A 24,669-nucleotide genomic window follows, 5' to 3' on the forward strand; every position below is an offset into this window, starting at 1 on the left:
CTTTAATCTTAATTGTTTATATTATTCGCCGCTATATGATGGATGATGAAAATCTGCTCTATATCGGCAGCATCTCCTATCAATTTTTCAAGCCCTTTTATACACTTAAACCCAGCAGGCTTTGAAGTATCTTTCCACCCGGCAAAGACTTTAGTTTTGAAAAATTCATCTATTTTCTTGATTAATTCTATTATTTCAGCTTCATCCGTCAATGAAGTCCATTCTTTTCGGTTATTCCATAATGCGGAAGCAACAGCAGATTCTAATCCTTCAGGAGCTTTTGCCCCTTGCCGCATGGATTTCAGCAATTCAATGAGTCTCCTGACAATTTCAGTAGTTACTACTGTATTCAGTTTCATTTCGTCAATAATTTCCTGAAGACGCTGTGCAAATGATTCACTTAACGCCCTGTCTCTATTATTCCAATCATTGATTACACTACGGTCTTTAGCCGCAATCTTTTCGGCTGCTGCCCTTGTACTTCCCGCCTGTCTCTCTGCTTCCGCTACTGCTTCATCAGTATTACTGTCAGCCGTTAACAAATCAAGAAATGAAAAATCTGCTGTTGCAGGTATAATGGTCTCAGCCTCGTCAGCACGAATAAACCGATCGAGCAAATTACGCATTTGCGGATCGCGCATTTTAACATCAAAATCTTCTTCAGCCGCCTGTTTCACTCGCAGATGAAGGGAAGAAGCCTCACCTGCTTTTTTATGAAAGCATTCAGCTTCTTGCTCTGTATATCCTGCACGTAAGACATAATCTGAAATATTCGAGTAAGCAACAACAAAAGCCTGTGTAATCTTATAAAAAGCCAAACGCCGCTCTTTAGCAGGATTATTTTCATAGTCTGTCAGGAAGTACTCCACCACCTGTTCAGCCGTATGAATACCCAAACGTTCCCATTCGCTTTTTATCGCATCATAAGCACTTTCGGCATTTTCAAGACGCTTCTTGTTTCTTGAAATAGCATCCTCCAACAATCCTTCAATATCAACCGCATCATATCCCGCAAGTCCTCCCTTTTCATCATTGAAATTGGTAATAGCATTCTGGATGTTATTAAAGAGATGCTTAAAATCAACAATCAACCCGAAATCTTTATGAGTAAATATAGTTTCCGAATCAGGATCATCAATCACTCTCTTCAAATTTGTACCCAAACGGTTCACGCAACAAATGGCCTGAAATAAGTTATGGTCACGCATATCCCTATCAATATAAAGATAGGTTGCTGACGGAGCATCAAATCCAGTAAGCAGTTTATCCACAACAATCAGTAATTTCATTCGAGAAGGTTGCTTGGTGAATAACCGCTTTGCCCAAGCCTCATACTGTTCAGCATTTTGCACCCCCGCATCCTTATAAGACTGGGTAGCCATTTCATTTTTAAACTGAGACTCTTGCTGAGTTTCCGGTTCGCCATCTTCAACTTTCCGTTTATCTTTGTCAGTAGGAATGTAGCTTGTCACCACTGCACATCTATCTCTGAGAAGGTGATTCCCAGATGTTTGCTGAAAATATTTATAATATTTGTATGCAGAATAAATACTTCCCGCTACCAAAATAGCATTACACCAATCCTGATTAAGCGGATAAATACTCATATCATCAAGTATAGAATTAGCAATACGCTCAATACGTTCTGCACTCGAATAAACCTTCTCTAAAGTAGCCCAACGATTTTTGATGCTTCGCTGATGTTCTTCAGCTACTCCCCGTAACAATTCATCAAGTTTGGCATCTAACTTCTGTTTGTTTGAAACTACTTGATCCACATCTCTAGCTTCATACTGAAGATCTAGAATAACATGGTCGTCTACCGCTTCTTTGTGCAAATATTTATGGATAAAAACGCCAAAACGACGTTCAGAAACATTCTTTTCTTTCTTATACTGATTATAACCACCGCGCTTCTTGTCTGCACTAAGTAACGGAGTACCTGTAAAACCAATAAACATTACATCATCGCCCATAATAGCACGCATCGCTTCATGTAAACGTCCACCTTGTGTACGATGACATTCATCAACAAAAACGAATTTATGCATCCCTTTAGCTTTAAAACCATTGGGATACCTGGAGTTTAAAATGTTTTGCAGTTCTTGAAGATACTTTTCCAATGGAATAGGAGCATCATCATCTCCTATAATCTCTTTACCAGTATCAGGATCGATGTGACGACCAAACTTATGAATAAGCGAGCAAACCAACCACTCACTTCCATTCTGCAAAGTATCCAGTAAATCATCGGATGTTTTTGCCTGATGAATACTCTCACTTGCACCCAGAAATGTATTATTGATCTGCATATCAAGCTCAGTACGGTCAGTGACAATCAATACACGCGGATCGCTAAAAGTACGACGAATATATTTAGCAAGCCAAACCATAGTAAGACTTTTTCCTGAACCTTGACTATGCCAGATTACACCACTATCTTTCTCTTTCAATCTTGGAATAGCAGCCTGTAATGCATGATACTGGTGAGGACGCATAACTTTCTTTGTACCACCGTCATTAATAACGCCATAACGGAACAAATCAAAAAACACCTCTTTTCGAAAAAACTCAGAAAAAGATTCCTTGTCCGTCAATGACTCACCTATTTTGTGGTCATCCCGTTTCCATTTACACCAAAATTTTTGTGGAGTAAGAATTGTACCATATTTAAATCCATTCATATGACTAGCTGCTATGGTAAATTGAACGGTAGTAAAAAATGAAGGAATTAAATCTATCTCATTGCTAAGATTTTGCTTTATACCTTCTTCAAGAGTGACCGTACTCCTTTTCAGCTCAATTACCCCTAATGCTATACCATTAACATATAAAACAATATCCGGACGACTATGACTGCCGGTTAGCGGATCTATAAAGCTAACTTCTTCAGCTATGGCAAAATTATTAGCTAATGGATTATCGAAATCAAACAGATAAACATTCTCGTGCGGTTTCTCACTATCAGGCTGTATAGCTAAATGGCTGATCAATATTTCATAGAAAGCATTATTAGTATCAGCTAATATCCCGACCTTCTTATCTGGAAGTCTCGCCGCATCCTTAACCAAGCGAATCGCTTCTTCTATTTGAAAATCAGTATAACTGCTTCCTTCACGAGAAAGGAAACTACGAAGTTCCGATTCAATAACAGGCGAATTTTTAACTCCATTATCCATTGCCTGTCGATTCTTACCATATTGCAATTTGCCTAAATAATTATAATGCAATTCTTCACGAAACAACTTAACTATTTCGTTTTGGTATTCGCGCTCTTTAGGTGATGTGTAATTGTCCATAATTGTAAATTGTTATTCAATACTAACAGGATATTCATTCAATTCATCTTTTAGTTTCTCCCATTTTGGAAGATAAGTATCCAACAAACGGAAAAAACGATCTGTGTGCGTGCGTTCCAATAGGTGAATTACTTCATGCGCCACAATATATTCAATGCACTCAATAGGTTTCTTCGCTAACTCCAAATTGAATACAATATGTTTTGCTTTCGGGTTACAACTTCCCCAACGCTTGTTCATTTGTAATATTTCATAAAACGGAATCTCCGTCCCTATTCTTTTGCACCATCTACTCAGCAAAGGTGGGATTATCTCTTTTAATCGAATCCGATACCACTCAGTTAAAAGAGTTTCAGCATTCTCACGTCTTTTACACTTTACAACAAGATAATCGCCCTCAATGAGTACTCTTTGTTGCTCATTTTGACAGATATCTACTCTAAGCCGAAACAACTGCCCTTTATAATAGTGCGCTTCCCCACTTACATACTCTCTCTTAGGCTGAATATTATGCTGTGTGGCTTCTTCCTGTTTTTCCATTAGCCAAACCCACTTGGAAAGAACAAACAAACGAAGTTGATCGTCTCCAACAGATGCAGGAGCACTGATATGAATCCGTCCATCCGGCGGATAAACCGAAAGATGAATATGCTTAATCATTTTACGTTCAACTTCTATATTTATGCCATTGACTACTATCATCGTTTTATTATTAGACAAGCACTCCAATCATTATTATTAGTTTTGAATTTCCTCACCCAAAACTCCGGTACATAGGATTAAAAGGCTCCATTGATGTTATTTCTAATACATGCAAAATTAACAATTTTATCTCGGAAATTGACACAAAACACTAAATATTCACTGTTTTGAGCAAAACAAATCTATCTTCCTACTCCTTTATTCCCTGTTACACATCCAACTTTATTTCCAAATATCCAATTAATGGTTATAATTTAAGGTTGCTATGACTTTAAAAAGCCCTCAGTGCATAATAATATTTGTCCAAACACTTCCCATTCCCAAAATAAAGCCCTACTTTTGTGAAGAATATTTTCCCGTATATTAACGTATTTACAACAGTATCTCACAAATAAAATAAACCCTACAAGATGAAAGAAGAACCCGACAGTCTGTCTGTCCCTTACAATTTTGCCCGTTGCTTCAACGCTCAATGTCCACAAGCCCCCAAATGCCTGCGCCACATAGCTACACAACTTGATACAGCCGACAACCTATATATCACTATCATTAATCCGGCACGTTATCCTGCGGATGGGAATCAGTGCGAATGTTTCAAGACTGCTGTCAAAGTTCATGTGGCATGGGGACTAAAACGGTTGCTTGACAGAATCCCTTATGAGGATGCAGTCAGTATCAGAATACAATTGGTAGGACACTATGGGAAAACAGGATATTATAGGTTTTATCGCGGAGAACGGGGGCTTATGCCTAAAGACCAAGCCTACATCAGACAACTATTCCGTAATAAAGGGATAAAAGAAGAACCAACTTACCAACGTTACACAGAAGAATATATTTGGTAAGTTGCTGTCATCTGTCACGGTTTAGGGGTTAATTGTTTAGTAATTAGCCGATAAGACTGTGACAGCAAGGGGTGACGGCAGGGTGATGGCATTTTTGCCGTCACCTGGTTATTAGTCTTACAACATGATAGAGTGTACCGCTACGCGTATGTTTGGAAGGTATTTCTTGCTTTTTCAGTATTCTTCCGAAGGAATTAACCCTCTTGACAGACATCGGGATTGAACTGCCTTTTTGAATATCTTCCATAATCTCCGCTGGAGACAACCACTCCCCTTCTTCAGGCTGTGCGGCACGGAAATAACGGAAGAAAAGTTGCTCTTCCGGCGGGACTTGTTCAAATTCACGGTTGTTTTCCACCATGATCTTTTCTTCCTCCTGGTCGAACCAGTAACGTTCGCCATGTTCCAATTCGTACATAGCTTGTGCGTAAAGCTGCTCATAGTCTATCGGACGGTTGGTGTCAATCACTCCGGTCACTTCGATACAAATAAAACGACGACTGCCGGAAGGGTCGGTCAACAAGTCTTTCTGGTTACTTGTAGCTATGAATGAGGCGTACCGACGCATTTCAAGCACGGCACTGCCATGAGGTTTCTTCACATTCAGTACAGGCTTTTGCAGAATATGTTTCAGAAAGCCTTGTTGTGTCGAACTCACCTGGTCAAATTCATCGATATTGATTAACGCAAAACGATTGAGGTAAAGTTCGGCATCTTTCTTTCGGGAGAAATCAATGCTGTCAGTATAGTAGGAACGCTCGGAAGGGGGCATTATGCTCCGGCAAAAGGTGGATTTACGTGTCCCTTGCGGTCCGACAAGTAAGGGCGAAACACTGTTTGCATACTTTTTATTGCTTCCTTTCCAATGAGAAACCATATTGAGGAACCAACGGTGGAACAAATCCATCCAATACGGATTCTTACAAGGAACGGTGGCTGCCAATGCACGAATACGGTCTTTACCGTCCCAAGCAGGAAGCCGGTAGAGAAAATCTTCCAACGGATTGAATACAGGCACGCGGTTGGAGTAAATATAACGACTAATATCCCTATCCCACAACGGGATACCTTCCATTTGCGCATCCAAAGCAATGCTGTTCAGCGCACGTTTGTCGAGAGGATTGAAGCGGAAACGGAAAGAAAGCCTTTCACGATATTCTACCTCACCAATTTGGGTGTTATGGCGGAATTCATAGCGGCGTTTCATAAATTCTTCAGTCTGCAAGGCGAGTTGCTGCTCTTTGCTTAGGCTGATATTCTTGCCGAAGCCTTTGCACTCGGTATATATATTGCCAATCATTTGCCGGATAAGCTCTTCTTGTTTATACATATAGAAGTGGAAAACAGTACGTCTCACGACTTCTTCTTGCGGAAGTCCCGAAGCAAAACAGTTTTTAGCCAGTTGGACAACTAAAGGATGCCATGTGTCTTCGCTCAATCCGAGCCCCGCTTCCCGAAGATCGGCATAAGCTTTCCGAAAAGCGGCTTCGAAAAGCATCAGGAAGGCATTTTCCGCATCATATCCCGGTACGGCACGGGTCAATGGAGATTTCTCCGCCTGAACCGCTTCACGGAAAGTGGTTTCTTCGGGCATTGATGATGGTTGAGAGAGATAAAATTGGACTGAATTCGGACGATATATGATGTCCGGATCGTGGGATAATCGCGAATATTGTTCCAAAGTCGGTTCTTTGGGAAGTATATCGAACGGGATTTGGGGCTGATAACATTTCACAGCCAGTCGATAGGCGTGGGCGTGGAATAGTTCCGCTTCTTCCCGTGTTTTGGGAAGGGAGTTGTCCGGTCGGGTGAAGGTAGTCCATATCTTCACCGTTTTTCCACTTGAACCCATGAAAATACAACGGGTTTGTGGTTGCTCACAGGCTTTTTGTTTCACTAAAGCGATTTCCGACTTATTGGATAAAGGACCGATGGTCAGTTCTACAATACCGTTGTAGTTTTTCATTTGTATCTGACCGTTTACTTTTCGAAATTCGGCGGCAGGAATTATTTGGGGAAGTTTATTGGCAAACATACACCGTTCATCGGGAAGGATATATCGCAGATGCTCTCTGAATGTAGAAACAGGACGGGATTTTATTTCTGTCTTTATCTTATTTACCAGTATATCAAGATCCATTACGCTAAGCGCTATCGCATCTTCGTTCTTACGAAATTGAGTAATTTTCATTAATTTGATAATAATTTGTTTTGTCAGCGTCTTTGTGATCGTTGAGACTGCTAAATTAGTCATAATATCCGAAACCGGCAAAGAAAACAAGTTTTAATACAGAAAATTATTGATATATCAAGCATTTCTTTAACCGAAAGAAACGGGATTGCCACCGCCGAATTACGGGGCAAATTAGTTTTCCCTGCTTGAAACTACAGTTCCAGCTAAGGGAAACTGTAGTTTCATCGGTGAGAAACCAATGGTTTCAAGCAATTGGAACTATAGTTTCAAGCGTATGAAACTAAAGTTTCGCACCTTGAAACTGTTGGTTTCAAGGCAGGACACAACTCATAAGTACGAGGATAATAAATTGAACTACTAATCCATTGATGGCTGATACTATTTATTTTCGAGCAGCGTCTTTATTTTGTCTTTGTTTTCTAGGTGACAGCATTATTGCCATCACACTGCTGTCACACTGTGCTGTCACACTATTAAATACTTATACTCTGCAAGTTAGATTATAATCCGTGACAGATGACAGATATATTTTATTTTTTATTTCATAGAGATGCTGATATGACTAATTTAATACTTTATATATCCTTCTTGTTCATACGCTTTCCCATATTTATGAATCATTGCCACCAATGGCCTTAAACGTTCGTCAGAAACCAACATAGCCCTATAACGCAAATACTGATTATCATAAAGCTGCCGGTTTCCGTCCTTGAGGCGTTTCTTCACATCCGCAGGAATGAAAAATTCCGCACGGTTGCCCAATTTGACATAGAATTCATTTAAAAAGATAGAAATGCCAGCCAAATCTATGTCTCCGAAATGAATATAGCGATTGGGAATTATCTTTAGCCAGTTACACAAATCCTTCGATTGCGGATAACGGGACACGAAAAGAACTTTCATTCCTTCAAACAAGTATTTTTGGGCACGGATATGCTGGAAATTCTCTCCATTCTCTATACCCACTACTACAACATCTTCAGGAATACGGAAATATTCGTAATCCTGCATGAAGATAGAAGTACCTTGCAAGGGAGAAAGAACACATGGTTCGCCATGAAAAGTAGCTTCTATAGGCGTATAACAATTGAGGAGAAAACCTTTGAACGTACGGGTATATCTCAATTTAGAGTCCCCCGCCTTCGCCACTTGCTCCGAACGTGACACTTCATCCGGACAGTTCTTCATCTCAATCCAATCTTCCAGCTCCATGCCGGAAGTATAATTCTGGGAGATGTAGATACGGCATCCTTCCGGGTCAATCATACGAAAACTACGCTTACTCCCTCGGGGAACAATAGTGATGATTCCCTCATCCATTAATCTATTTGCTATCAGTCCATCAAACTTTGTGTAAGGTATGAGCTCGCCGCCCAGCATTTTCATAACCAGCCTCGCCATTGCCAATGTAAATAAACTGCCACTCATTTTTCTATCTTATTATAGGTTAACAATGGGACAACCTGAGTATTTGACCGCCCGTCTTTACTCAATAAATAGGTATAACGATAGTCTTCCACATTGTAAGTAGTGGGAGAACTGTTTACCAACAAAATATTCCGGCAATTGGCAAAGTCCAAAATACCTTTCACATTGTTGGGGTGTAACTTGCCTATTTCATCCATCATACAATGGATTTTAAAGTCACCAAACTTACGTGACGCCTTTTCTTTGAACACATTAATCAGCATGATATTGACCATTGCTTTTACCAGAATATCCGTACCGTCAGAACCTACATTGGCAATCTTCTCCACCCATCCCGTGTCATTATCATTCTCTTTCACGCGGAACTCCAGTTTGAATGTATCGGCAAGCGCCAACCGCCTGCGTCCCGGCTCGTCGAGCAGGAATTTCATAAACGACAACAAATGCCGGACAGCCACCGCATTGACATCTTCACGGGAATCCTGCGAGAACAAATCAACCTTTCCCATATTATATTGGTTCTCATCGCTAAACCTTTTAATCTCCAGCAATAACTGCATCAGTTTATCGCTGCTCTGAAGCGGGCGAAGAGCTATTTCCTTTATTACTCCGGCAAAATTCCGCTTGACAAAATCGTCGTTGATATCCTTTATTGTTCTGTGTATCTCGCTTTCATTACGGGTCAGTCCTCCCACTTCCTGCGAAATCCGGCGGATTATATCCGTATACCGTTCACTGATATGTTTCTGATAATCGGAAATCTTATCATTATCCACAAACTCGCACAGATTGGAAGCGAAATCATAGTAATCCTGTTCTCCAACCAGTTCCGTACGGAAATGAAACGTGTTTTTTGACGAGAAGTTTCCATTGAACTGCGTCACCGCTTTCTTGAATTCTTCTGTTTTTCTGATAGTGGATACGATGAGCGACTTCAACTCTTCCACAATAACATCGCAATTTTTCCGAGTAGGCTTCTCTCCTATTTCTGTCACAGAAGGCGGACAGAAAGTTTCATCTTTCCGGAACATATCCACTTTATTCAATCCATCCTCCAATAAGTGTAATTCCTTGTTAATCCGGTCGAGGTGCTCGTCCGCCCCTTTTTTCTGAACCTGCAACTTCTCCTTTTTCAGAGCGAAACGTTCGTCCAATGCAACTAGCTTCGCATCCTGTTCTTTCTTCCGGCTTCGCGTAGCAGGTTCTTTATCAAACAGTTCCTCCTTGTCTCTTTCATAATAAAGAACTTGCGGGCGGGATTTACCTATATAATCTAATTCTTTATTTATTTCGGCAAGCCTGTTATCATACTTGCGGATAGTGACCGTATCAGCACCCTTTCCATTCAATTCATTCTCCTGCGCCTGCTTCAATTCCTTTTTCCGCTCCGCAGTTTGCTGTTTCATCCGCTCTATCTCTTGCTGAATGCCGGCAACAAACTCCTCCAGTTCCTTGCGGAGTTCCGTCCTGCTGTCATTATACACTTTCCGGCAGGCTTTCAACAGTTTTTCCCGTTCCGCCAAATGCTTCTCCTTCTCTCCTTCCGCCACATAAAGACGATGTCCGATTTCATTCAGTTGCGCCTGCAATTCTTCGGTACATCCTCTTTTCCATTCCTCTTCCTTCGTCTTCCATGAGGCGTAATCAGCCTGCAAATTCTTCAATTTTGCAGGAATCTGCATTCGCTCGGCTTCCATCAGATGTTGTTCTTCCAAAATACTATGTATTTGCTTCGAATACTTCTTCTCCAAAGAAGAAACAGCTTCCCCCTCTTCTTCCGTCAGTCGGGTGAGACGGTCGGTACAGAGTTGCCGGGCTGCTTGTTGCCTGTCGCGCTCCTGCTTCATTTCCTCGGGAGTGCGAACAGAACGCTCGATTGCTGTCAGATTGAGTGAAACGCCGAACAAAGTAGCTTCCTTATTCACTAATTGAGGTTGCAGTTCATTGTTGTACAACACCAGTTCCTCATCCGCCACCTTGCCTATCGTCTCCTGCCAATCCGGTTTGTTCTTCTCCAGCCATTCACACAAAGAACCTTTTCGTTTCTCAATCAAGGCATCCAATGTTTGCAACTGTTCTTCAATCGCGCTCCGTTCTTTACGAACGGTCTCCATCTTTGTCTGAAATTCCCATTTCAATTCTTTCACTTTCCATTCACACTCCTGTCTCAACTGCTTTATTTCTCCTTGCTGCTGACGGATGCCAAGTTCCAGTTCCTTGTCCTTTTTGCGCAGTTCGTTAATCCCATCTTCACAATCGGACATTTCCTTTTGATGGGGATGTTCGTATTTCACCTTTTGAAGTTTCAGGTTACACTGTGCCTGTTCATCGCGCAACTGCCGGATACGATTATCCACAGTCTGCACTTTCTCTTCTTGCGTTGCCCTTACTTTCTCTTCTTCCACACGAAGTTGTTGCATCAATTCCTCCTGCTTGCCGGCAATCTCCGCATTCCGAGCATTTATCCGTGCTTGCTGGCTATTCTCAAAAGTACGGAAATCAGCTTCCAGTTTCTCAAACAGCAATCGGTACTTGCTCAATACATCCTCATAAGCCCTTGTCAGTTCCGATTTCATATTCCGGACTTGTTCAAGTTCCTGAATCAGTAATTCTTCGCAAGATACCCGTTTGATGATTTCTTCAATCCGCATCTGCTCGTAATGCAGACGTTTCTCACGTATCTTTTTGAGCAAATCGTTTATTATACCTATATCCCTAATTAAGCCATCACGCTCATTGGTGTACTTTTGTTGCAGTTCACCCATAAGCCGCAGCAACCGTTCACGTTCCGTCTCCGCTTTAGCCTGTTCTTCCTTCACTAACGGAATCTCATGCAAAGCCTGTTTCTCCGCAAAGTTAAGCTCCGCACGCCCTTCACCAATCTGCTTTTGAGTATAAATCAAGTCACGATAGGCGTTCATTACTTTCTCCGCCATCTTCCGGACAGGCACTTCTCCATTCTTGTTCTTTGTAAACCAAAGCATCACGTCCCTGTATTCCTGCTCGAATTCCTTTATCTGGCTACGATAGAAGTCCAAATCGACAGAAATATCCTCATCACTCATCGAACGGATAATGGTATCTTTTATAAAGTCAGCATCCAGTTTGGAATTTAAAAAGACGTTCTGTATCGTACGGGGAATATTCTGATATTTTGCACTTTCCACAATGGCAAACTTGCGGTAAGGTATCATTTCATGCTTGCGGTTATTACCGAAAATAATGTCCCGATACATTTCATAACTAGTCACTTGTGCAGTAATCTGAATCTTCGAACCGATATGTTCGCGGATGCGTCCCCACTCGGAATGTACCACATTGTGTTCGTCAATGAACCAGTCCTGTTGGAATGGCGCATCAATAAAACGGAAAAACACCCGTCCCTGGGATTTGGCAGCTACCACACAATACGCCCCATTCTCCCGCATCACTTCATGGATAATGTAAGAATTGGCGTATGGAAAGTAAAAAGCATCGAAGCTTTTCTTCTCCTTCGGAATACCCAGTCTTAGTTTGTCAGCATTGTAAAAGAAGAGGATGGCACGGAGCAGCGTACTCTTACCGACACCTTGCGTACCTATAAAATGTACGTTCCCATCCAACTTCACTTCTGCGTATGGAATATGGGCACTGTTCAGAAAAATAATCTTATTCAGGTATCTCATCTTGCACCTCCTCTGAAATTGTGATACAATCAACCAAGTCTTCCATATAATGGAAAGCCGACAAAACTTTATATGTCCCGTCGAGTTCGTTTTCTTTCTCTATCAGTCCTATGCTCTCCAGTTCTTTCAGCAGTTTGCCGACTACCTCATCATATTTCTTCTTATCCGAAAACAGTTTGGTTGCCTTTTCTTTCAGTTCAATATCGCATCCTATCTGAATCTCAATATCAGCGGCACGGAACAGGAATCCCGGGCCGAATGCCGAATGATAGGTTTTCAGGAAACTCAGGTAATCAATCCACTTCTGAATCGCCTCCAGTTTACGTTCCAAATCGACTTTCGATTCCTTGCGGGTAAAGTAGTAATAACCGTCACCGCCTTCCAGATAGAAGCCGATACCTTTGTAATAATCATAATAATCGGGTAAATCTTCCTCAATGGCATCATACAAGCGTTTTACTTGGGTAGAGACACTGTTGGAAGAAATGAATCCCCCTTTGCTAAGTATATTAAATATCTCTTCAGTGTATTTCATGGTCATCTGTGTTTAGTATTCAGCATACGTCATTTGGCATATATTAAAGGGTATTCCACTTCGTCGGAGATTTCATAAGTATCCGTAAAGCGAAGTTCGTCGGCATACTGTGATGCCAGTTGGCAGAAAAAGATTAATTTCTCTCCACGTGTCACCTCTTTCCGGTAGCGATAGTTCATCACAAAAGAGAACAGATGGGTGCTGGATGCCATAAATGAATTATGCACCTCCTGCAAGTTTACGGTATCTATCATTTGCGACTGCCCATCCAGATATCCTTCCGGAATGGCATCTGCCAGTTGTTTCATTCCTTTCGGAGAATTTCTCTGCCGCGCGACAAGTTTCTTCAAAATCTGAAAAGCCTCATCGGAAGTCCGTAGATTATCAATGGAAAGCTTGATGCGATAACCAACCTGCGGCTCCATCCAGACGGGATTCTTTTGCGCTGCAACCGAACGGATACTGGTATGTTCTTCCAACAGAAACTGATCTTTCAAGTACTTCAACTTCTTTACTTTCTCAAAGATACGGTTCTGATAATCTATCAGATTCAGATAATGGATGATTTGTTTCTGGATTTCAATCAGGTTATGGTACGAGTCATTTAGCTGAAGTTTCACGTCACTTACTACATTCCGCATTTGTACGTCCATCGCCACCCGGAAAAAAACAGGCTGTCCGTAGTCTATCAATTCCTCACTTTTACGGATCAGCAGAGCAATATTGTTCCGTTTCTCATCAAGGCGGACAAGTTTGGTTTTCTTTATCTTATAATTCGGTTCGTTCTTATAAGTATTATCCATGTTCCTTTTCAAATCCATCACATTGCGGACTGTAGTCAGAGCGATGTTTTTCAGGCAGCGTTTCACTTCACGCTGGTAGTTGTATTTACGTTGTTCGTTATTCTCTTTCAAGTAATAGTCAATGTTTTCATTCAGTCGTGTCAGGTAATCCTGCACGAAAGATACATTGATTTCTTCATTTACTTCGAGCACATCTTCAAAGAATTTCAGATAAATATCCTCCATTTCAAGGAAGTCGCCAGTGTCCCGGATGACTCCATAGTCTATCAGATAGCGGATACGCTCTTCTTTGTACTCTGTCATTTCAAGCGCATAATCGTAGCGGAACGAAAGAGATTTCCGTTTAGCAAACATTTCTTTCAAGAGTTCTTTCTCCCTGTCGAGACTCTTGACCAGTTCTTCTATGGAACGAAAAGTACTCATCTAATTCACTATTCTTCCAAATTCATAATATGTCTCATTGCAGGATATTCTTCCGCAATCGTCCTTTTCTTAATTATTTCTGCCACAACACTTTTTATACTTCTTCCCGCTTCCACAGGGACAAGGATCGTTCCTTCCGACCGTGTGTTCGGAAGGCATGCCACGAAACAGATTGTCTATCCTTGCCTGCATTTCTGGAGTAATGTCCATACCGGCAGCCTTCATATTCGGACCTGCAACAATGCGGGGAGGATTCTTTCTAAATTTGTCTTTTTGAAATAAAACGAATGCCTCCTCTGAAGAATAGCCTTTCAAGAACCAACAGGGACAATGATTCACATAATCCATAAATAGTTCAACGGCCTCTTGCAGTTCCTGCATGGAAGAAAGTTTGTGGCTAATCATTGAAGTAATAATAGACATTGAATTTTCTTCCGTTTGAGCAGTAAACCACAAATATGCCAAACTACTATCCGCCTTTTCTTCCGTATATCGCAGTTTCTTCATCATATACTCCTTCAATTCATCCCAACATGGATTAGGAATGATACTCAATGGCATCATGCCCGCTGAAAAGGCTTCCTCTTTAGAAAACTTCTTCCTGTCCGGTATATCACGGCGCAGATACAATTGCTCCTCCAAAGATTCAAAATCATCCAAAAAAGGAGACTCTATGTAAAGGTTTGTATTATAACCATCTTCCACTTCAAAGGTTAGTCGCTGTATCAATGCCGAATTAGCCAAACTGTCAGCTATTTCTTCTTTTGTCACTGAATGCTGCAAATAGCCTACCAGTATATACAATAAGTCCGAATAAGAGAGAAAACCATATAAATTTACGATTCCACAGGCATACTGTTCTATCATAAAACGAACAGATTGCTTTTGGGAAGTCAACAGTTTATTCAGATAAGGAGCTACTGCCTCACGCAATTCATCGCAGATCATATAACGGACTTTACTCTCATCCATGTGACTACAGTCCGTTGCTATGAAAGAAAGAGTTTCCAAAGTAGTCACCAAAAAAGAATTTGTACATTCTACGTAACTACCAGATCCCGCTTTCACTAACTTATCAAGTAATGCCAGTTCATAATGCGTCAACCGGGAAAGCCACATTTCAGGACAGGTCAAAACAGCTTCTGCAAAATAAGTTACATACTCATCCTTGTGCAACTTGGTAGGAACAGGTAAAAGCAAAATTTTCGCCATCCTCTTTAATTCCTCTTTTGTATTCATCTTCAAGCCATCCACCAATTTCAATGACGGCTGAAACAATTCCGACTGACATTTTAACATAATATCTATTCACTTATTGATTAATTCACAAAAGTAGGAATTTCTTATCCGACATCACTATTTTGGGATGAGAATTTGCAAAGGCAATTACTATTTATACCTTTGTGACTTCAATAGAGAATGTGATTTCAATAGAGAATTAGTAACCCGTTAAAAGAGGAAATTGATTATGCGTTCATTCATAGTGCTTCTTTGTTTAGTACCCACCCTCCTGCTTGCCCAACAAAGCAAACTTGAAACACAGTTGAAACAGGCAATCAAAGATAAGAAAGCTGAAATAGGGATTGCCGTTATTATTAACGGAAAAGATACGGTAACTGTCAATAATGACATTCACTACCCGTTGATGAGCGTATTCAAGTTTCATCAGGCGTTGGCATTGGCCGATTATATGGGAAAGAAAAAACAATCACTGGACACTCGGTTGCCAATCAAAAAATCAGAATTAAAGCCAGATACTTACAGTCCGCTGCGAGATAAATATCCACAAGGGGGAATTGAAATGAGTATTGCCGACCTGTTAAAATACACACTTCAGCAGAGCGATAACAATGCTTGCGATATTCTTTTCAACTATCAAGGTGGTCCGGAAGCTGTGAATAGGTATATCCATTCATTAGGAGTTCGGGAATGCGCCATCGTTGGAACAGAAACGGCGATGCACGAAGACTTGAATCTGTGTTATCAAAACTGGACCACTCCGTTAGCTGCTGCCGAATTATTGGAGATATTCTGCAAGAAACCTTTGTTTGCAAAAGTGTACAAAGACTTTATATATCAGACAATGGTGGAATGTCAAACCGGGCAAGACCGTTTGGTTGCTCCGTTGCTTGATAAAAAAGTAACCGTAGGTCATAAAACCGGAACGGGAGACCGTAATGCGAAAGGACAACAGATTGGTTGTAATGACATCGGTTTCGTTCTTTTACCCGATGGACGTACTTATAGCATAGCTGTCTTCGTGAAGGATTCTGAAGAAAACAGTCAGGCGAACAGTAAGACTATCGCCGATATTTCCCGCATCGTTTACGAATACGTAATACAGCATTAAGAGCGACACAAAACACGTTCGGTGCGAATCAGAATTGAAACAAAGTAAAAAGTAATAGGAATAAAAAAACATTTATATGAAACTGCATCATATTGCCATTTGGACCTTCCGGCTGGAAGAATTAAAAGAATTTTATGTCCGTTTCTTCGGAGGAAAAAGCAATGAGAAATACATTAATCCCAAGAAAGGATTTGAGTCATACTTTGTTTCTTTCGGAGAGGGAACTGACTTGGAACTCATGAGTCGTACAGACGTACAAAACACACCCATTGAAGAAAACAGGGTCGGACTGACACACTTTGCTTTCACCTTTCCCAGCCAGGAAGAAGTATTACGTTTCACCGAACAGATGCGTTCGGAAGGATATACCATCGCCGGTGAACCGCGTACTTCGGGAGACGGATACTTTGAAAGTGTTGTGCTCGATCCTGATGGAAATCGGATTGAATGTGTATATCAGGAAATAACAGGAGGAGAAGGAAAAGGGGAAGGAAAAACAGAAACAGCAATCGGAGCTGAAACAGAAGTTGGACCGGAAGCTGAAGCTAGCCCAAACACCGAAACAGAAAGTATTCATTCCGTAACGCTCGATACAGAACGCTTGCTTCTCCGCCCTTTTGAAGAAGAAGACGCAGAAGCATTTTTCGCCTGTTGCCAAAACCCGAATTTGGGGAACAATGCCGGATGGCCGCCCCACCGGACATTGGAAGAGTCCCGCCGTATACTCCATTCCACATTTATTAATCAGGAGGGTATATGGGCAATGATACTAAAAGAAACGCAACAACTGATCGGTTCCGTAGGAATCATCCCCGATCCCAAACGGGAAAACCCACAAGTGAGAATGTTGGGTTATTGGCTCGACGAGACTTATTGGGGCAAAGGATATATGACTGAATCAGTGCAAGGCGTTCTCAAATATGGTTTTGAAAAATTGAAACTAAGCCTCATCACTGCCACTTGTTATCCACATAATAAACGTTCACAGAAAGTACTGAAAAAGAACGGTTTCATCTATGAAGGAACCCTCCATCAGGCAGAACTGACTTACAACGGAAATATCTACGACCACCAGTGTTATTATCTCCCCGGCATCTCCCAACCTACTCCGGAAGATTATGAAGAAATCCTCCATGTATGGGAAACGTCCGTCCGTCACACGCATGATTTTCTGACGGAAGAAGATATCCAGTTTTACAAACCACTGATGCGGGAACATTATCTACCAGTCGTTGAACTTTTTGTTATCCGCAATGCCAACGGAAAGATTGCCGCTTTCATGGGACTAAGCGACGAACTGATCGAAATGTTGTTTGTACATCCTGACGAGCAGGGAAAAGGATACGGCAAACGATTAATAGAATACGCAAGAGACAAAAAACAGATGGATAAAGTAGATGTCAACGAACAGAATGAAAAGGTACTCCAATTCTATCTCCATCTGGGATTCCAGATCATTGGCAGAGATGAAACGGACAGCATGGGTAAACCTTTCCCCATTCTTCATTTACAACTGCCGGAAGCCAATCCCGGTAACAGAAATTAATCTCAAACAAACATCAGTTGAGTAAGTGCCCCCAATCAATTGTTGAGCTAACTTAATGATAAAAGAAAAGAAACATGAACCTACGTGCCAGATTATCCGAACGTGTACACATTGAAGATATCAGAGAAGTACTTCATTTCATACAAGACGACAAGCGTTTTAGAGAAGAAATCTACCAACTGATATTCGACGAAGACCACATTGTTTCCTATCAGGCATTGTGGGTATGTACCCATTTCTCCAAAGCAGATGTAGAATGGTTAAGCCAACGACAGGACGAGTTGATTGATGCCGCCATGACCTGTCCACATTCGGGAAAGCGGAGAATGATCCTGAACCTGATATGCCAGCAACCTGCCGCCGACCCGCCACGAGTGGATTTCCTCGATTTCTGCATGGAACACATGATATCCCGTGAAGAACCAGCCGGTGTGCAATCTCTCTGCATGAAACTGGCTTATCAACTGACGCGCTCCATCCCGGAACTGCAACAGGAATTACGTACCATGCTGGAAATCATGGAACCGGACTTACTGGTTCCTGCCATCCGCTCTGTACGAAGAAACACCCTAAAGGCTATGAAAGCAAAGAAAAATTGATTGTTTTTATCACTTTCATTTCAATAAGTACAAATACGTATTTAGCTGTCAAATAAGAATATACCTATCAATCAGAGTATATTCAGATGGAATATTTGAGATATACCCGTCACTGAAATCTGAATACCGATGCAGAAAGTAAAAAAGGCTACGAGCTTATTAATGATTTGATTTCCCACAGGTCCCAATTTCTGAATAAACCTCTGTCCTTGCGAAAGAAATACATAGAAGATGGCCGCCATACAAATAATGACAAGCGCAATGACCAAATAATTAATTCCGGTTTGCAATAGTTTGCCTTTGACACTGGCGGACGCCATCAAAGTAAAGATGACCGATATGCTACCCGGTCCGATGCTGATAGGGAACGTGATGGGATAAAAAATCTTCTGTTCGATATTCTTCCATCTGAAACCATCCACATTCTGACTGGCCTCTCCTTTATCAGAAGAACCCGAATCGCCCAACAACTCCATTGCCGTCTTACAGATCAGTATTCCGCCTCCCAACTGAATAACGGGAATAGCCAAACCGAAAATCAATAGAAACAGATGCCCTATCACCAACGTCCCGACACCAATCATTATAAAATTGAACGTCAGTTTCTGAATAGCCGCTTTCCGCTGTTGAGGATCGAGATCTGTAAAAAATCCATTGACAACAAAACCGTTTCCCAGAGGATTTATCACCGGAAAAAGCGCCATAAACGATGACGAAAATATAATGAGAAGATTACTTAATGACATAATTCCTGTTTTTTGATACTTTATTAATATCTGATACTTATTAAAACATAAATGGAACGTTATTGTTTTGAGAATATGTTTTTGCGGAATGAATTCGCATCCGTTGGATTCCCTGGAAAAGCAGCTTATAATAAACCTTTAACTAGAAATTAAAATTATGTGTACAAGAGTCGTTTATTCGGGAAAGAATGGAATGGTGGCAACCGGCCGGTCTATGGATTGGAAAACAGAAATGCACAGTAATCTTTGGGTATTTCCCAAAGGTATGGAAAGAAATGGAGAAACGGGAGCCAACTCCCTGAAATGGACGTCCAAGTATGGCAGTGTGGTAACTTCGGCTTTCGAGATTGCCAGCACAGACGGGATGAATGAGAAAGGTTTGGTTGCCAATCTATTATGGTTGCCCGAAGCAGAATATCCGATCAGGGATCAAAGCAAACCGGGACTTGCCATTACTGCATGGGTGCAATATATGCTGGATAACTTCGCCACCGTAGACGAGGCCGTGGCCGCCATTGATGAAAATACTTTCCAAGTGGTATCGGACCTGATGCCGGATGGTTCCCGCCTGGCAACCTTGCATTTATCTATTTCCGACGCAACGGGCGATTGTGCGATATTCGAATATACAGGTGGAAAGCTGACTGTTTACCACAGCAAGGAGTACAAAGTGATGACCAACTCCCCTACCTACAACAAGCAACTGGCACTAAACGAATACTGGAAATCAATAGGAGGATTGAGCTTCCTGCCCGGAACCAACCGTCCATCCGACCGTTTTGCAAGAGCCAGTTTTTATATTAATGCCCTGCCCCAAACAGATGATGTGAGAATAGCCATAGCAAGCGTATTCAGCGTTATCCGTAATACTTCTGTTCCTTATGGCATATCCACTCCCGAATTTCCGGAAATTTCCACCACACAATGGAGAACGGTATCGGATAGTAAGAATCTGCTCTATTTCTTCGAATCGAGTCTGACACCTAATACATTCTGGGTAAACTTACGGGAAACAGACTTGTCGGAAGGAGCTCCGGTACTCAAATTATCTATCGCCAACGGTGAAACTTATCATGGAAATGCAACGAAAGAGTTTAAACCGGCACAGCCGTTCAGATTTATGGGAGTAAAAGGATAAAATTATCCCCGGAAACGATCCATCTGAAGCACATCCCAAAAGTTTTTGTATCTAACTTTTGAGACGTATTTCGATCATTTCCGGGGATAAAATCTGTTTCTTTAACAGCTTGCCATTAATTGAAATAATAAAGGAACACAGCAATTCCTTCAAGTGCTTTTTTCGGTTGGTCTTTTATTTCGATAGCAAACTTGATTTCCGCTTTTGCCACACCACGCAGATTAGTCAGCGAGTGCAAAGTAGTCACCAGACGGATGCTCTGTCCTGACAGTACAGCCTGACCGAATTTCATTTTGTCCATACCGTAGTTAATCATCATTTTCAGGTTATTCACCTGGATAATCTGATTCCACAAATAAGGAAGCATGGATAATGTCAGGTAGCCGTGAGCAATCGTGCTATGATAAGGGCTGTCTACTTTAGCACGTTCCGTATCTACATGAATCCATTGATGATCCAGCGTTGCATCAGCAAAAAGATTGATACGTTCCTGCGAGAGTTCCACATAATCGGAAACACCTATCTGTTGGCCTACTAGTTTTTCGAATTCTTCGTACGAATTGATAATTACTTTTTCCATAAGTCTTATCGTTTTTATGGGGGTTATTTACTATTAAATTGGGGACAAAAATAGGAAAAATAAACTGATATGCCACCAAATTAGTAAATAAAAGCAAAGAATGAAGTATTTAGGTATGTTTTACAAACCGGAAGCCTGTTTCAGTGCTTCTGTCAGAATACTGTACCCCTTACCATTCAAATGTAAATCGTCGAGAGTCAACTCCGGATTCAGCCTGCCATCCTGCAATAAACGTTTGAATACGTCCAGATAGACAATATCTGTTCCCTGCAATTTTTCGTGTATCTTCCGGTTAAGAATCTGGATAAATTTATTCACAGCCGTACTGTAATCATCATAATCATTACGCGGAAAAATACAGAAAAGATATGTTTTCAGTGAAGGGACGGCAAGAACCGCTTTTACATAACGCTCTACATATTCATCTATATTTTCATCGTTCAACTGATAAATATCATTGGTTCCGAATTGAACGACGACCTGGCAATCGGAAGTGTCTACCGCAAAAGACTCCACATAGGCCAGCCCCTCACCGGGAGCACCATAGTTCAGACATTCCCATTGTGGGAAATAGATATCCAGTGCCCAAAAAGCCATGTGACTGTTGCCAAGAAAGGCAAATTTTGGTTTTTCTTCTATCTTATCCATACAATTTCATTCAAGCGTCCACGTTATCTCACTCAAACTCTCAAACAAATATAGAATAAAATTCGCGGATTTACGTTACTTTTGCAAAGGTAATCACATTCATTCATATATATAAACCGATGATACATTTTTTCAAGAAACCCGTTTCTCACCTTGCGTTGCCGGAGAAATTCACTTATCCTTTCCATTATACCCCTCATCCATTGTGTGTGTTGGCTGCGGAAGAAGTGAAAGAATATATTGCAAGCCGGAAAGAATGGCAAGAGGAATTGGCTTTCGGAAAGATGTTTGGAGTGTTGATTGTGCAAACGGACAACGGAATAACAAACAACGAAGAAAATCAGATTGGTTATCTTGCAGCTTTCTCCGGCAATCTGGGCGGAAAGAATCTGCATCCTTATTTCGTTCCTCCTGTTTATGACCTATTACAACCAGAGGGATTCTTCAAAATCGAAGAAGAACAGATTTCTGCCATTAATATCCGTATTCGTGAATTGGAAAACAGTAGTTCTTATCTCGATTCAAAAGAGAAATGGAAGATAGAAACGGAACAGGCTAAAGCTGTTTTGAATCAAGCAAAAGCGGAGCTTAAAATGGCAAAGGAGGCGAGAGAGATTCGCCGCCAGTCATCTCCGGAGCTTTCCGAAGAAGAACAAGCCTCCCTGATTCGGGAAAGCCAATACCAAAAAGCGGAATACAAACGACTGGAAAAGGAATGGAAGAAACGATTGGAAGAGCTCGAAACGGAAGTCAGGCACTTCGATATTGAAATAGAACGACTGAAAACCGAACGAAAAGAACGTTCGGCAGCTTTACAAAGAAAATTATTCGAGCAGTTCCGGATGCTAAATGCCCAAGGAGAGGTGAAAGACTTATATACTATTTTCGAGCAAACGGTTCAGAAAGTTCCTCCTGCCGGTGCGGGTGAATGTGCTTTGCCTAAGTTATTGCAATATGCGTATCTTCATCAATTAAAGCCATTGGCTATGGCTGAATTCTGGTGGGGCGACTCTCCTAAAAACGAAATCCGGCATCACGGATATTATTATCCTTCCTGCAAAGGAAAGTGCGAACCGATCCTGCAACACATGTTGCAAGGATTGGAGGTAGACGAAAATCCACTGCTGAATCCTGTTCATGAAGATGAAGAACTGGAAATCGTGTTTGAAGATGAATGGTTGCTGGTAGTCAATAAACCGGCAGGGATGTTGTCCGTTCCGGGAAAAGCAGAGGACAGAGATTCAGTCTATCATCGTTTGAAGAAGAAATATCCCGAAGCTACCGGTCCTATGATTGTACACCGGCTCGATATGGCTACTTCAGGATTATTGCTCGTTGCCAAAACAAAAGAGGTACATCGGGATTTACAGGCACAATTTGCAAACAGAAGTATTAAGAAACGCTATGTGGCGGTGTTGGATGGGGTGATAGTGCAGACAGAGAAGGAGAAGGAAACAAAACCAATAGCAGAGGAAACAACATTAATAGCAGAGGAAACTGTATCAACGAAAAAAACAGCAAAAGTAGAAAGAACTGATTTAGCACTAGAAAATACAGAACTAAGACCAGAAAGGACAGAAAAAGTAGAAAAAGACAAAAAGACAAAAAGAACAGAAAGAACAGGAAATACAGGAAGAATCGAACTCCCTCTTTGTCTGAATCCTCTCGACCGCCCTCGGCAAATGGTCAGTAGCGAACACGGGAAAGAAGCGATTACAGAATATCAGATCATCAGTGAGTCTGAAAGAATTACCAGTGAATCTGACAACACTTTCAACGAATCAAACAGGATTGATGAATCAGAAAGGAGTATCAATGAGTCAAGAAAATACACCCGGATTATCTTCTATCCATTGACCGGACGCACACATCAGTTACGAGTACACGCTGCTCATCCGGAAGGCTTGGGATGCCCCATACTTGGAGACGAACTCTACGGAAAGAAAGCAGACAGACTATACCTCCATGCCGAATATATAGAGTTCCGCCATCCCATATACGGAGACATTCTCTGCATACAGAAAGAGGCCGATTTCCATAAAAAATATGATTAAGCCATGAACCAAATTCTTTTTGAAATGTATATAGGGGTAATTACTAATTTTCAAAAAGAACCTGACTATGGACATCAAATTCCGCATTACAAAGTATTTAGCTGTATCTGCTTTAGCAATGCTGCTACTGGGAGCCTGCTCCAAAAACAATATCTACATCAACTATCCTGACGAAGAAAACAACGGAGGTTCATCCGGCTCCGGCAATGATGACAACAACGGCAACCCGGCCAAAGAGAATGCACTGATTACTTTCAGTGCTTCCGTAGAAGGACGAAACATCACACGAGCCATGTCCCCCATGGGAAAAGGACTTCAAAGCTGGTTGTGTGCCTATACAGCCAACACATCGAACAATATCACAGGCGCTCCCGTTGCTCAAGGCAACTATGTCACCTCCTCCCCCGGTGTACTGACAGGAAATCTAGGATATAAAATGTATTTGAGCAATGCTATCTATAGCTTTTATGCCGTATCATGCAATTCCACCAGCCCGGCGCCTACTTTCACCAACGGACTATCCGAACCTTTATCCAACGGAGTAGATTATCTTTGGTGGCACGCGGTTCATCAGGACATCGCCAGTTCACAGGTAAACATCCCCATAACCTACCAACACGCAGCCACGCAAGTAGTTGTAGCGATCGCCGGAGGAGAAAATATCACTTTAAACAAGATACTTTCCGCTACCATCACCCCACCGAAACCGGGCGCAATCATGGACTTGTCAACAGGTATCATCACTTCGGAAGTCAGCTATGACAAAGCAGCCGATATGGGAATCAACGACTTCACCGTACAATATATCATGTTACCCGTAAAGAGCTCCTCTCCCATGACCTTGACACTGGAGCTGATGGTAAACGGAGAAAGCTTTTCACGCACCTACACCACTCCGCTCACTCCACCCAACAACCTCCTGTCAGCCGGAAATTCATACCTTTTCCGGGCAGTTATCAATGAAAACTCCATCTCATTCGCCAATGTCAGTGTGAAAGAATGGACAGAGGTAGACGAAAGCGGAAACCCGCTATACCCTGTACAAGATTAAAATATCCGAAATAAAATCAAAGCAAACCAGGTTACGCAAACCACAAACCGGGTTACGCAAGCC

18 protein-coding genes are annotated in these 24,669 nt (G+C 41.6%); 7 read left to right on the plus strand and 11 right to left on the minus strand.

Going from position 1 to position 24,669, the window contains the following annotated elements; translation table 11 throughout:
- Positions 1 to 8: 8 nt before the first annotated feature.
- Positions 9 to 3,299: a type I restriction endonuclease subunit R gene (locus DW862_RS06105; protein WP_120067483.1), complete on the minus strand. Its 3,291-nt coding sequence runs from the start codon at positions 3,297 to 3,299 to the stop codon at positions 9 to 11.
- Positions 3,300 to 3,311: 12 nt separating this feature from the next.
- Positions 3,312 to 4,001 carry a M48 family metallopeptidase gene (locus DW862_RS06110; protein WP_231106064.1) on the minus strand — a complete coding sequence of 230 codons (690 nt, stop codon included), beginning with the start codon at positions 3,999 to 4,001 and terminating at the stop codon, positions 3,312 to 3,314.
- Positions 4,002 to 4,411: 410 nt separating this feature from the next.
- Between DW862_RS06110 and DW862_RS06115 the strand changes: the two genes are divergently transcribed.
- On the plus strand, positions 4,412 to 4,846 hold the full coding sequence (locus DW862_RS06115) for a DUF6078 family protein (protein WP_120067484.1): 435 nt from the start codon (positions 4,412 to 4,414) through the stop codon (positions 4,844 to 4,846).
- 100 nt (positions 4,847 to 4,946) lie between these two features.
- Here the strand turns inward: DW862_RS06115 and DW862_RS06120 are convergent, their stop codons facing one another.
- The 6 genes from DW862_RS06120 to DW862_RS06145 all read right to left on the minus strand — a co-directional run bounded on the left by DW862_RS06120 (position 4,947) and on the right by DW862_RS06145 (position 15,193).
- Positions 4,947 to 7,037 carry a BT4734/BF3469 family protein gene (locus tag DW862_RS06120; RefSeq protein WP_120067525.1) on the minus strand — a complete coding sequence of 697 codons (2,091 nt, stop codon included), beginning with the start codon at positions 7,035 to 7,037 and terminating at the stop codon, positions 4,947 to 4,949.
- 570 nt (positions 7,038 to 7,607) lie between these two features.
- Positions 7,608 to 8,468, minus strand: coding sequence for a hypothetical protein (locus DW862_RS06125; protein WP_008021139.1), 861 nt, complete (start codon positions 8,466 to 8,468; stop codon positions 7,608 to 7,610).
- Positions 8,465 to 12,133, minus strand: a complete 3,669-nt coding sequence (locus tag DW862_RS06130) for an ATP-binding protein (protein WP_120067485.1) — start codon at positions 12,131 to 12,133, stop codon at positions 8,465 to 8,467. Before DW862_RS06130 ends, DW862_RS06125 begins: the two co-directional genes overlap by 4 nt.
- A complete protein-coding gene (locus DW862_RS06135; RefSeq protein WP_004308256.1) occupies positions 12,117 to 12,668 on the minus strand; it encodes a hypothetical protein in 552 nt (183 codons plus the stop codon). The genes DW862_RS06130 and DW862_RS06135 overlap by 17 nt, the downstream gene beginning before the upstream one ends.
- Positions 12,669 to 12,697: 29 nt before the next feature.
- Positions 12,698 to 13,894 (minus strand): hypothetical protein, encoded by a 1,197-nt coding sequence (locus tag DW862_RS06140; protein ID WP_004320669.1) that lies wholly within the window; start codon positions 13,892 to 13,894, stop codon positions 12,698 to 12,700.
- A 69-nt stretch (positions 13,895 to 13,963) separates the two neighbouring features.
- Entirely contained in the window at positions 13,964 to 15,193 is a 1,230-nt protein-coding gene (locus tag DW862_RS06145; RefSeq protein ID WP_120067486.1) for a YecA family protein, read from the minus strand.
- A gap of 169 nt (positions 15,194 to 15,362) precedes the next feature.
- Here DW862_RS06145 and bla point away from each other — a divergent pair, with 169 nt between their 5' ends.
- The 3 genes from bla to DW862_RS06160 all read left to right on the plus strand — a co-directional run bounded on the left by bla (position 15,363) and on the right by DW862_RS06160 (position 18,389).
- Positions 15,363 to 16,244, plus strand: a complete 882-nt coding sequence (gene bla / locus DW862_RS06150) for a class A beta-lactamase, subclass A2 (protein WP_120067487.1) — start codon at positions 15,363 to 15,365, stop codon at positions 16,242 to 16,244.
- Between the two features lie 76 nt (positions 16,245 to 16,320).
- Entirely contained in the window at positions 16,321 to 17,790 is a 1,470-nt protein-coding gene (locus DW862_RS06155) for a GNAT family N-acetyltransferase (RefSeq protein ID WP_120067488.1), read from the plus strand.
- 74 nt (positions 17,791 to 17,864) lie between these two features.
- Positions 17,865 to 18,389 (plus strand): hypothetical protein, encoded by a 525-nt coding sequence (locus DW862_RS06160; RefSeq protein WP_117811050.1) that lies wholly within the window; start codon positions 17,865 to 17,867, stop codon positions 18,387 to 18,389.
- Positions 18,390 to 18,460: 71 nt separating this feature from the next.
- Here DW862_RS06160 and DW862_RS06165 read toward each other — a convergent pair whose 3' ends face one another.
- On the minus strand, positions 18,461 to 19,135 hold the full coding sequence (locus DW862_RS06165; RefSeq protein WP_008775623.1) for a MarC family protein: 675 nt from the start codon (positions 19,133 to 19,135) through the stop codon (positions 18,461 to 18,463).
- Between the two features lie 157 nt (positions 19,136 to 19,292).
- On the opposite strand from DW862_RS06165, the gene DW862_RS06170 reads away from it, so the two are divergent.
- Positions 19,293 to 20,273, plus strand: coding sequence for a linear amide C-N hydrolase (locus DW862_RS06170; protein WP_117811047.1), 981 nt, complete (start codon positions 19,293 to 19,295; stop codon positions 20,271 to 20,273).
- A 115-nt stretch (positions 20,274 to 20,388) separates the two neighbouring features.
- On the opposite strand, the gene DW862_RS06175 is transcribed toward DW862_RS06170, so the two are convergent.
- Together DW862_RS06175 and DW862_RS06180 are read right to left on the minus strand one after the other, a co-directional pair.
- Complete coding sequence (locus DW862_RS06175; protein WP_004308264.1) at positions 20,389 to 20,853, minus strand: MaoC family dehydratase; 465 nt, start codon at positions 20,851 to 20,853, stop codon at positions 20,389 to 20,391.
- 120 nt (positions 20,854 to 20,973) lie between these two features.
- A complete protein-coding gene (locus tag DW862_RS06180) occupies positions 20,974 to 21,501 on the minus strand; it encodes a GDSL-type esterase/lipase family protein (protein WP_008021119.1) in 528 nt (175 codons plus the stop codon).
- A gap of 119 nt (positions 21,502 to 21,620) precedes the next feature.
- Between DW862_RS06180 and DW862_RS06185 the strand changes: the two genes are divergently transcribed.
- Positions 21,621 to 23,555 carry an RluA family pseudouridine synthase gene (locus DW862_RS06185; RefSeq protein WP_120067489.1) on the plus strand — a complete coding sequence of 645 codons (1,935 nt, stop codon included), beginning with the start codon at positions 21,621 to 21,623 and terminating at the stop codon, positions 23,553 to 23,555.
- A gap of 67 nt (positions 23,556 to 23,622) precedes the next feature.
- Positions 23,623 to 24,606 (plus strand): fimbrillin family protein, encoded by a 984-nt coding sequence (locus DW862_RS06190; protein ID WP_004325099.1) that lies wholly within the window; start codon positions 23,623 to 23,625, stop codon positions 24,604 to 24,606.
- Positions 24,607 to 24,669 lie beyond the last annotated feature (63 nt).

Source organism: Bacteroides sp. AM37-9 (assembly GCF_003603455.1).
GTDB lineage: Bacteria > Bacteroidota > Bacteroidia > Bacteroidales > Bacteroidaceae > Bacteroides > Bacteroides xylanisolvens.

Bases quoted from the DNA above. Each gene is read 5' to 3' on its own strand.
- DW862_RS06125 (WP_008021139.1), bottom strand. From the start codon at position 8,468: ATGAGTGGCAGTTTATTTACATTGGCAATGGCGAGGCTGGTTATGAAA.
- DW862_RS06165 (WP_008775623.1), bottom strand. From the start codon at position 19,135: ATGTCATTAAGTAATCTTCTCATTATATTTTCGTCATCGTTTATGGCG.
- DW862_RS06170 (WP_117811047.1), top strand. From the start codon at position 19,293: ATGTGTACAAGAGTCGTTTATTCGGGAAAGAATGGAATGGTGGCAACC.
- DW862_RS06135 (WP_004308256.1), bottom strand. From the start codon at position 12,668: ATGAAATACACTGAAGAGATATTTAATATACTTAGCAAAGGGGGATTC.
- DW862_RS06160 (WP_117811050.1), top strand. From the start codon at position 17,865: ATGAACCTACGTGCCAGATTATCCGAACGTGTACACATTGAAGATATC.
- DW862_RS06115 (WP_120067484.1), top strand. From the start codon at position 4,412: ATGAAAGAAGAACCCGACAGTCTGTCTGTCCCTTACAATTTTGCCCGT.
- DW862_RS06120 (WP_120067525.1), bottom strand. From the start codon at position 7,037: ATGAAAATTACTCAATTTCGTAAGAACGAAGATGCGATAGCGCTTAGC.
- DW862_RS06180 (WP_008021119.1), bottom strand. From the start codon at position 21,501: ATGGATAAGATAGAAGAAAAACCAAAATTTGCCTTTCTTGGCAACAGT.
- DW862_RS06190 (WP_004325099.1), top strand. From the start codon at position 23,623: ATGGACATCAAATTCCGCATTACAAAGTATTTAGCTGTATCTGCTTTA.
- bla (WP_120067487.1), top strand. From the start codon at position 15,363: ATGCGTTCATTCATAGTGCTTCTTTGTTTAGTACCCACCCTCCTGCTT.
- DW862_RS06145 (WP_120067486.1), bottom strand. From the start codon at position 15,193: ATGTTAAAATGTCAGTCGGAATTGTTTCAGCCGTCATTGAAATTGGTG.
- DW862_RS06185 (WP_120067489.1), top strand. From the start codon at position 21,621: ATGATACATTTTTTCAAGAAACCCGTTTCTCACCTTGCGTTGCCGGAG.
- DW862_RS06175 (WP_004308264.1), bottom strand. From the start codon at position 20,853: ATGGAAAAAGTAATTATCAATTCGTACGAAGAATTCGAAAAACTAGTA.
- DW862_RS06130 (WP_120067485.1), bottom strand. From the start codon at position 12,133: ATGAGATACCTGAATAAGATTATTTTTCTGAACAGTGCCCATATTCCA.
- DW862_RS06110 (WP_231106064.1), bottom strand. From the start codon at position 4,001: ATGATAGTAGTCAATGGCATAAATATAGAAGTTGAACGTAAAATGATT.
- DW862_RS06105 (WP_120067483.1), bottom strand. From the start codon at position 3,299: ATGGACAATTACACATCACCTAAAGAGCGCGAATACCAAAACGAAATA.
- DW862_RS06155 (WP_120067488.1), top strand. From the start codon at position 16,321: ATGAAACTGCATCATATTGCCATTTGGACCTTCCGGCTGGAAGAATTA.
- DW862_RS06140 (WP_004320669.1), bottom strand. From the start codon at position 13,894: ATGAGTACTTTTCGTTCCATAGAAGAACTGGTCAAGAGTCTCGACAGG.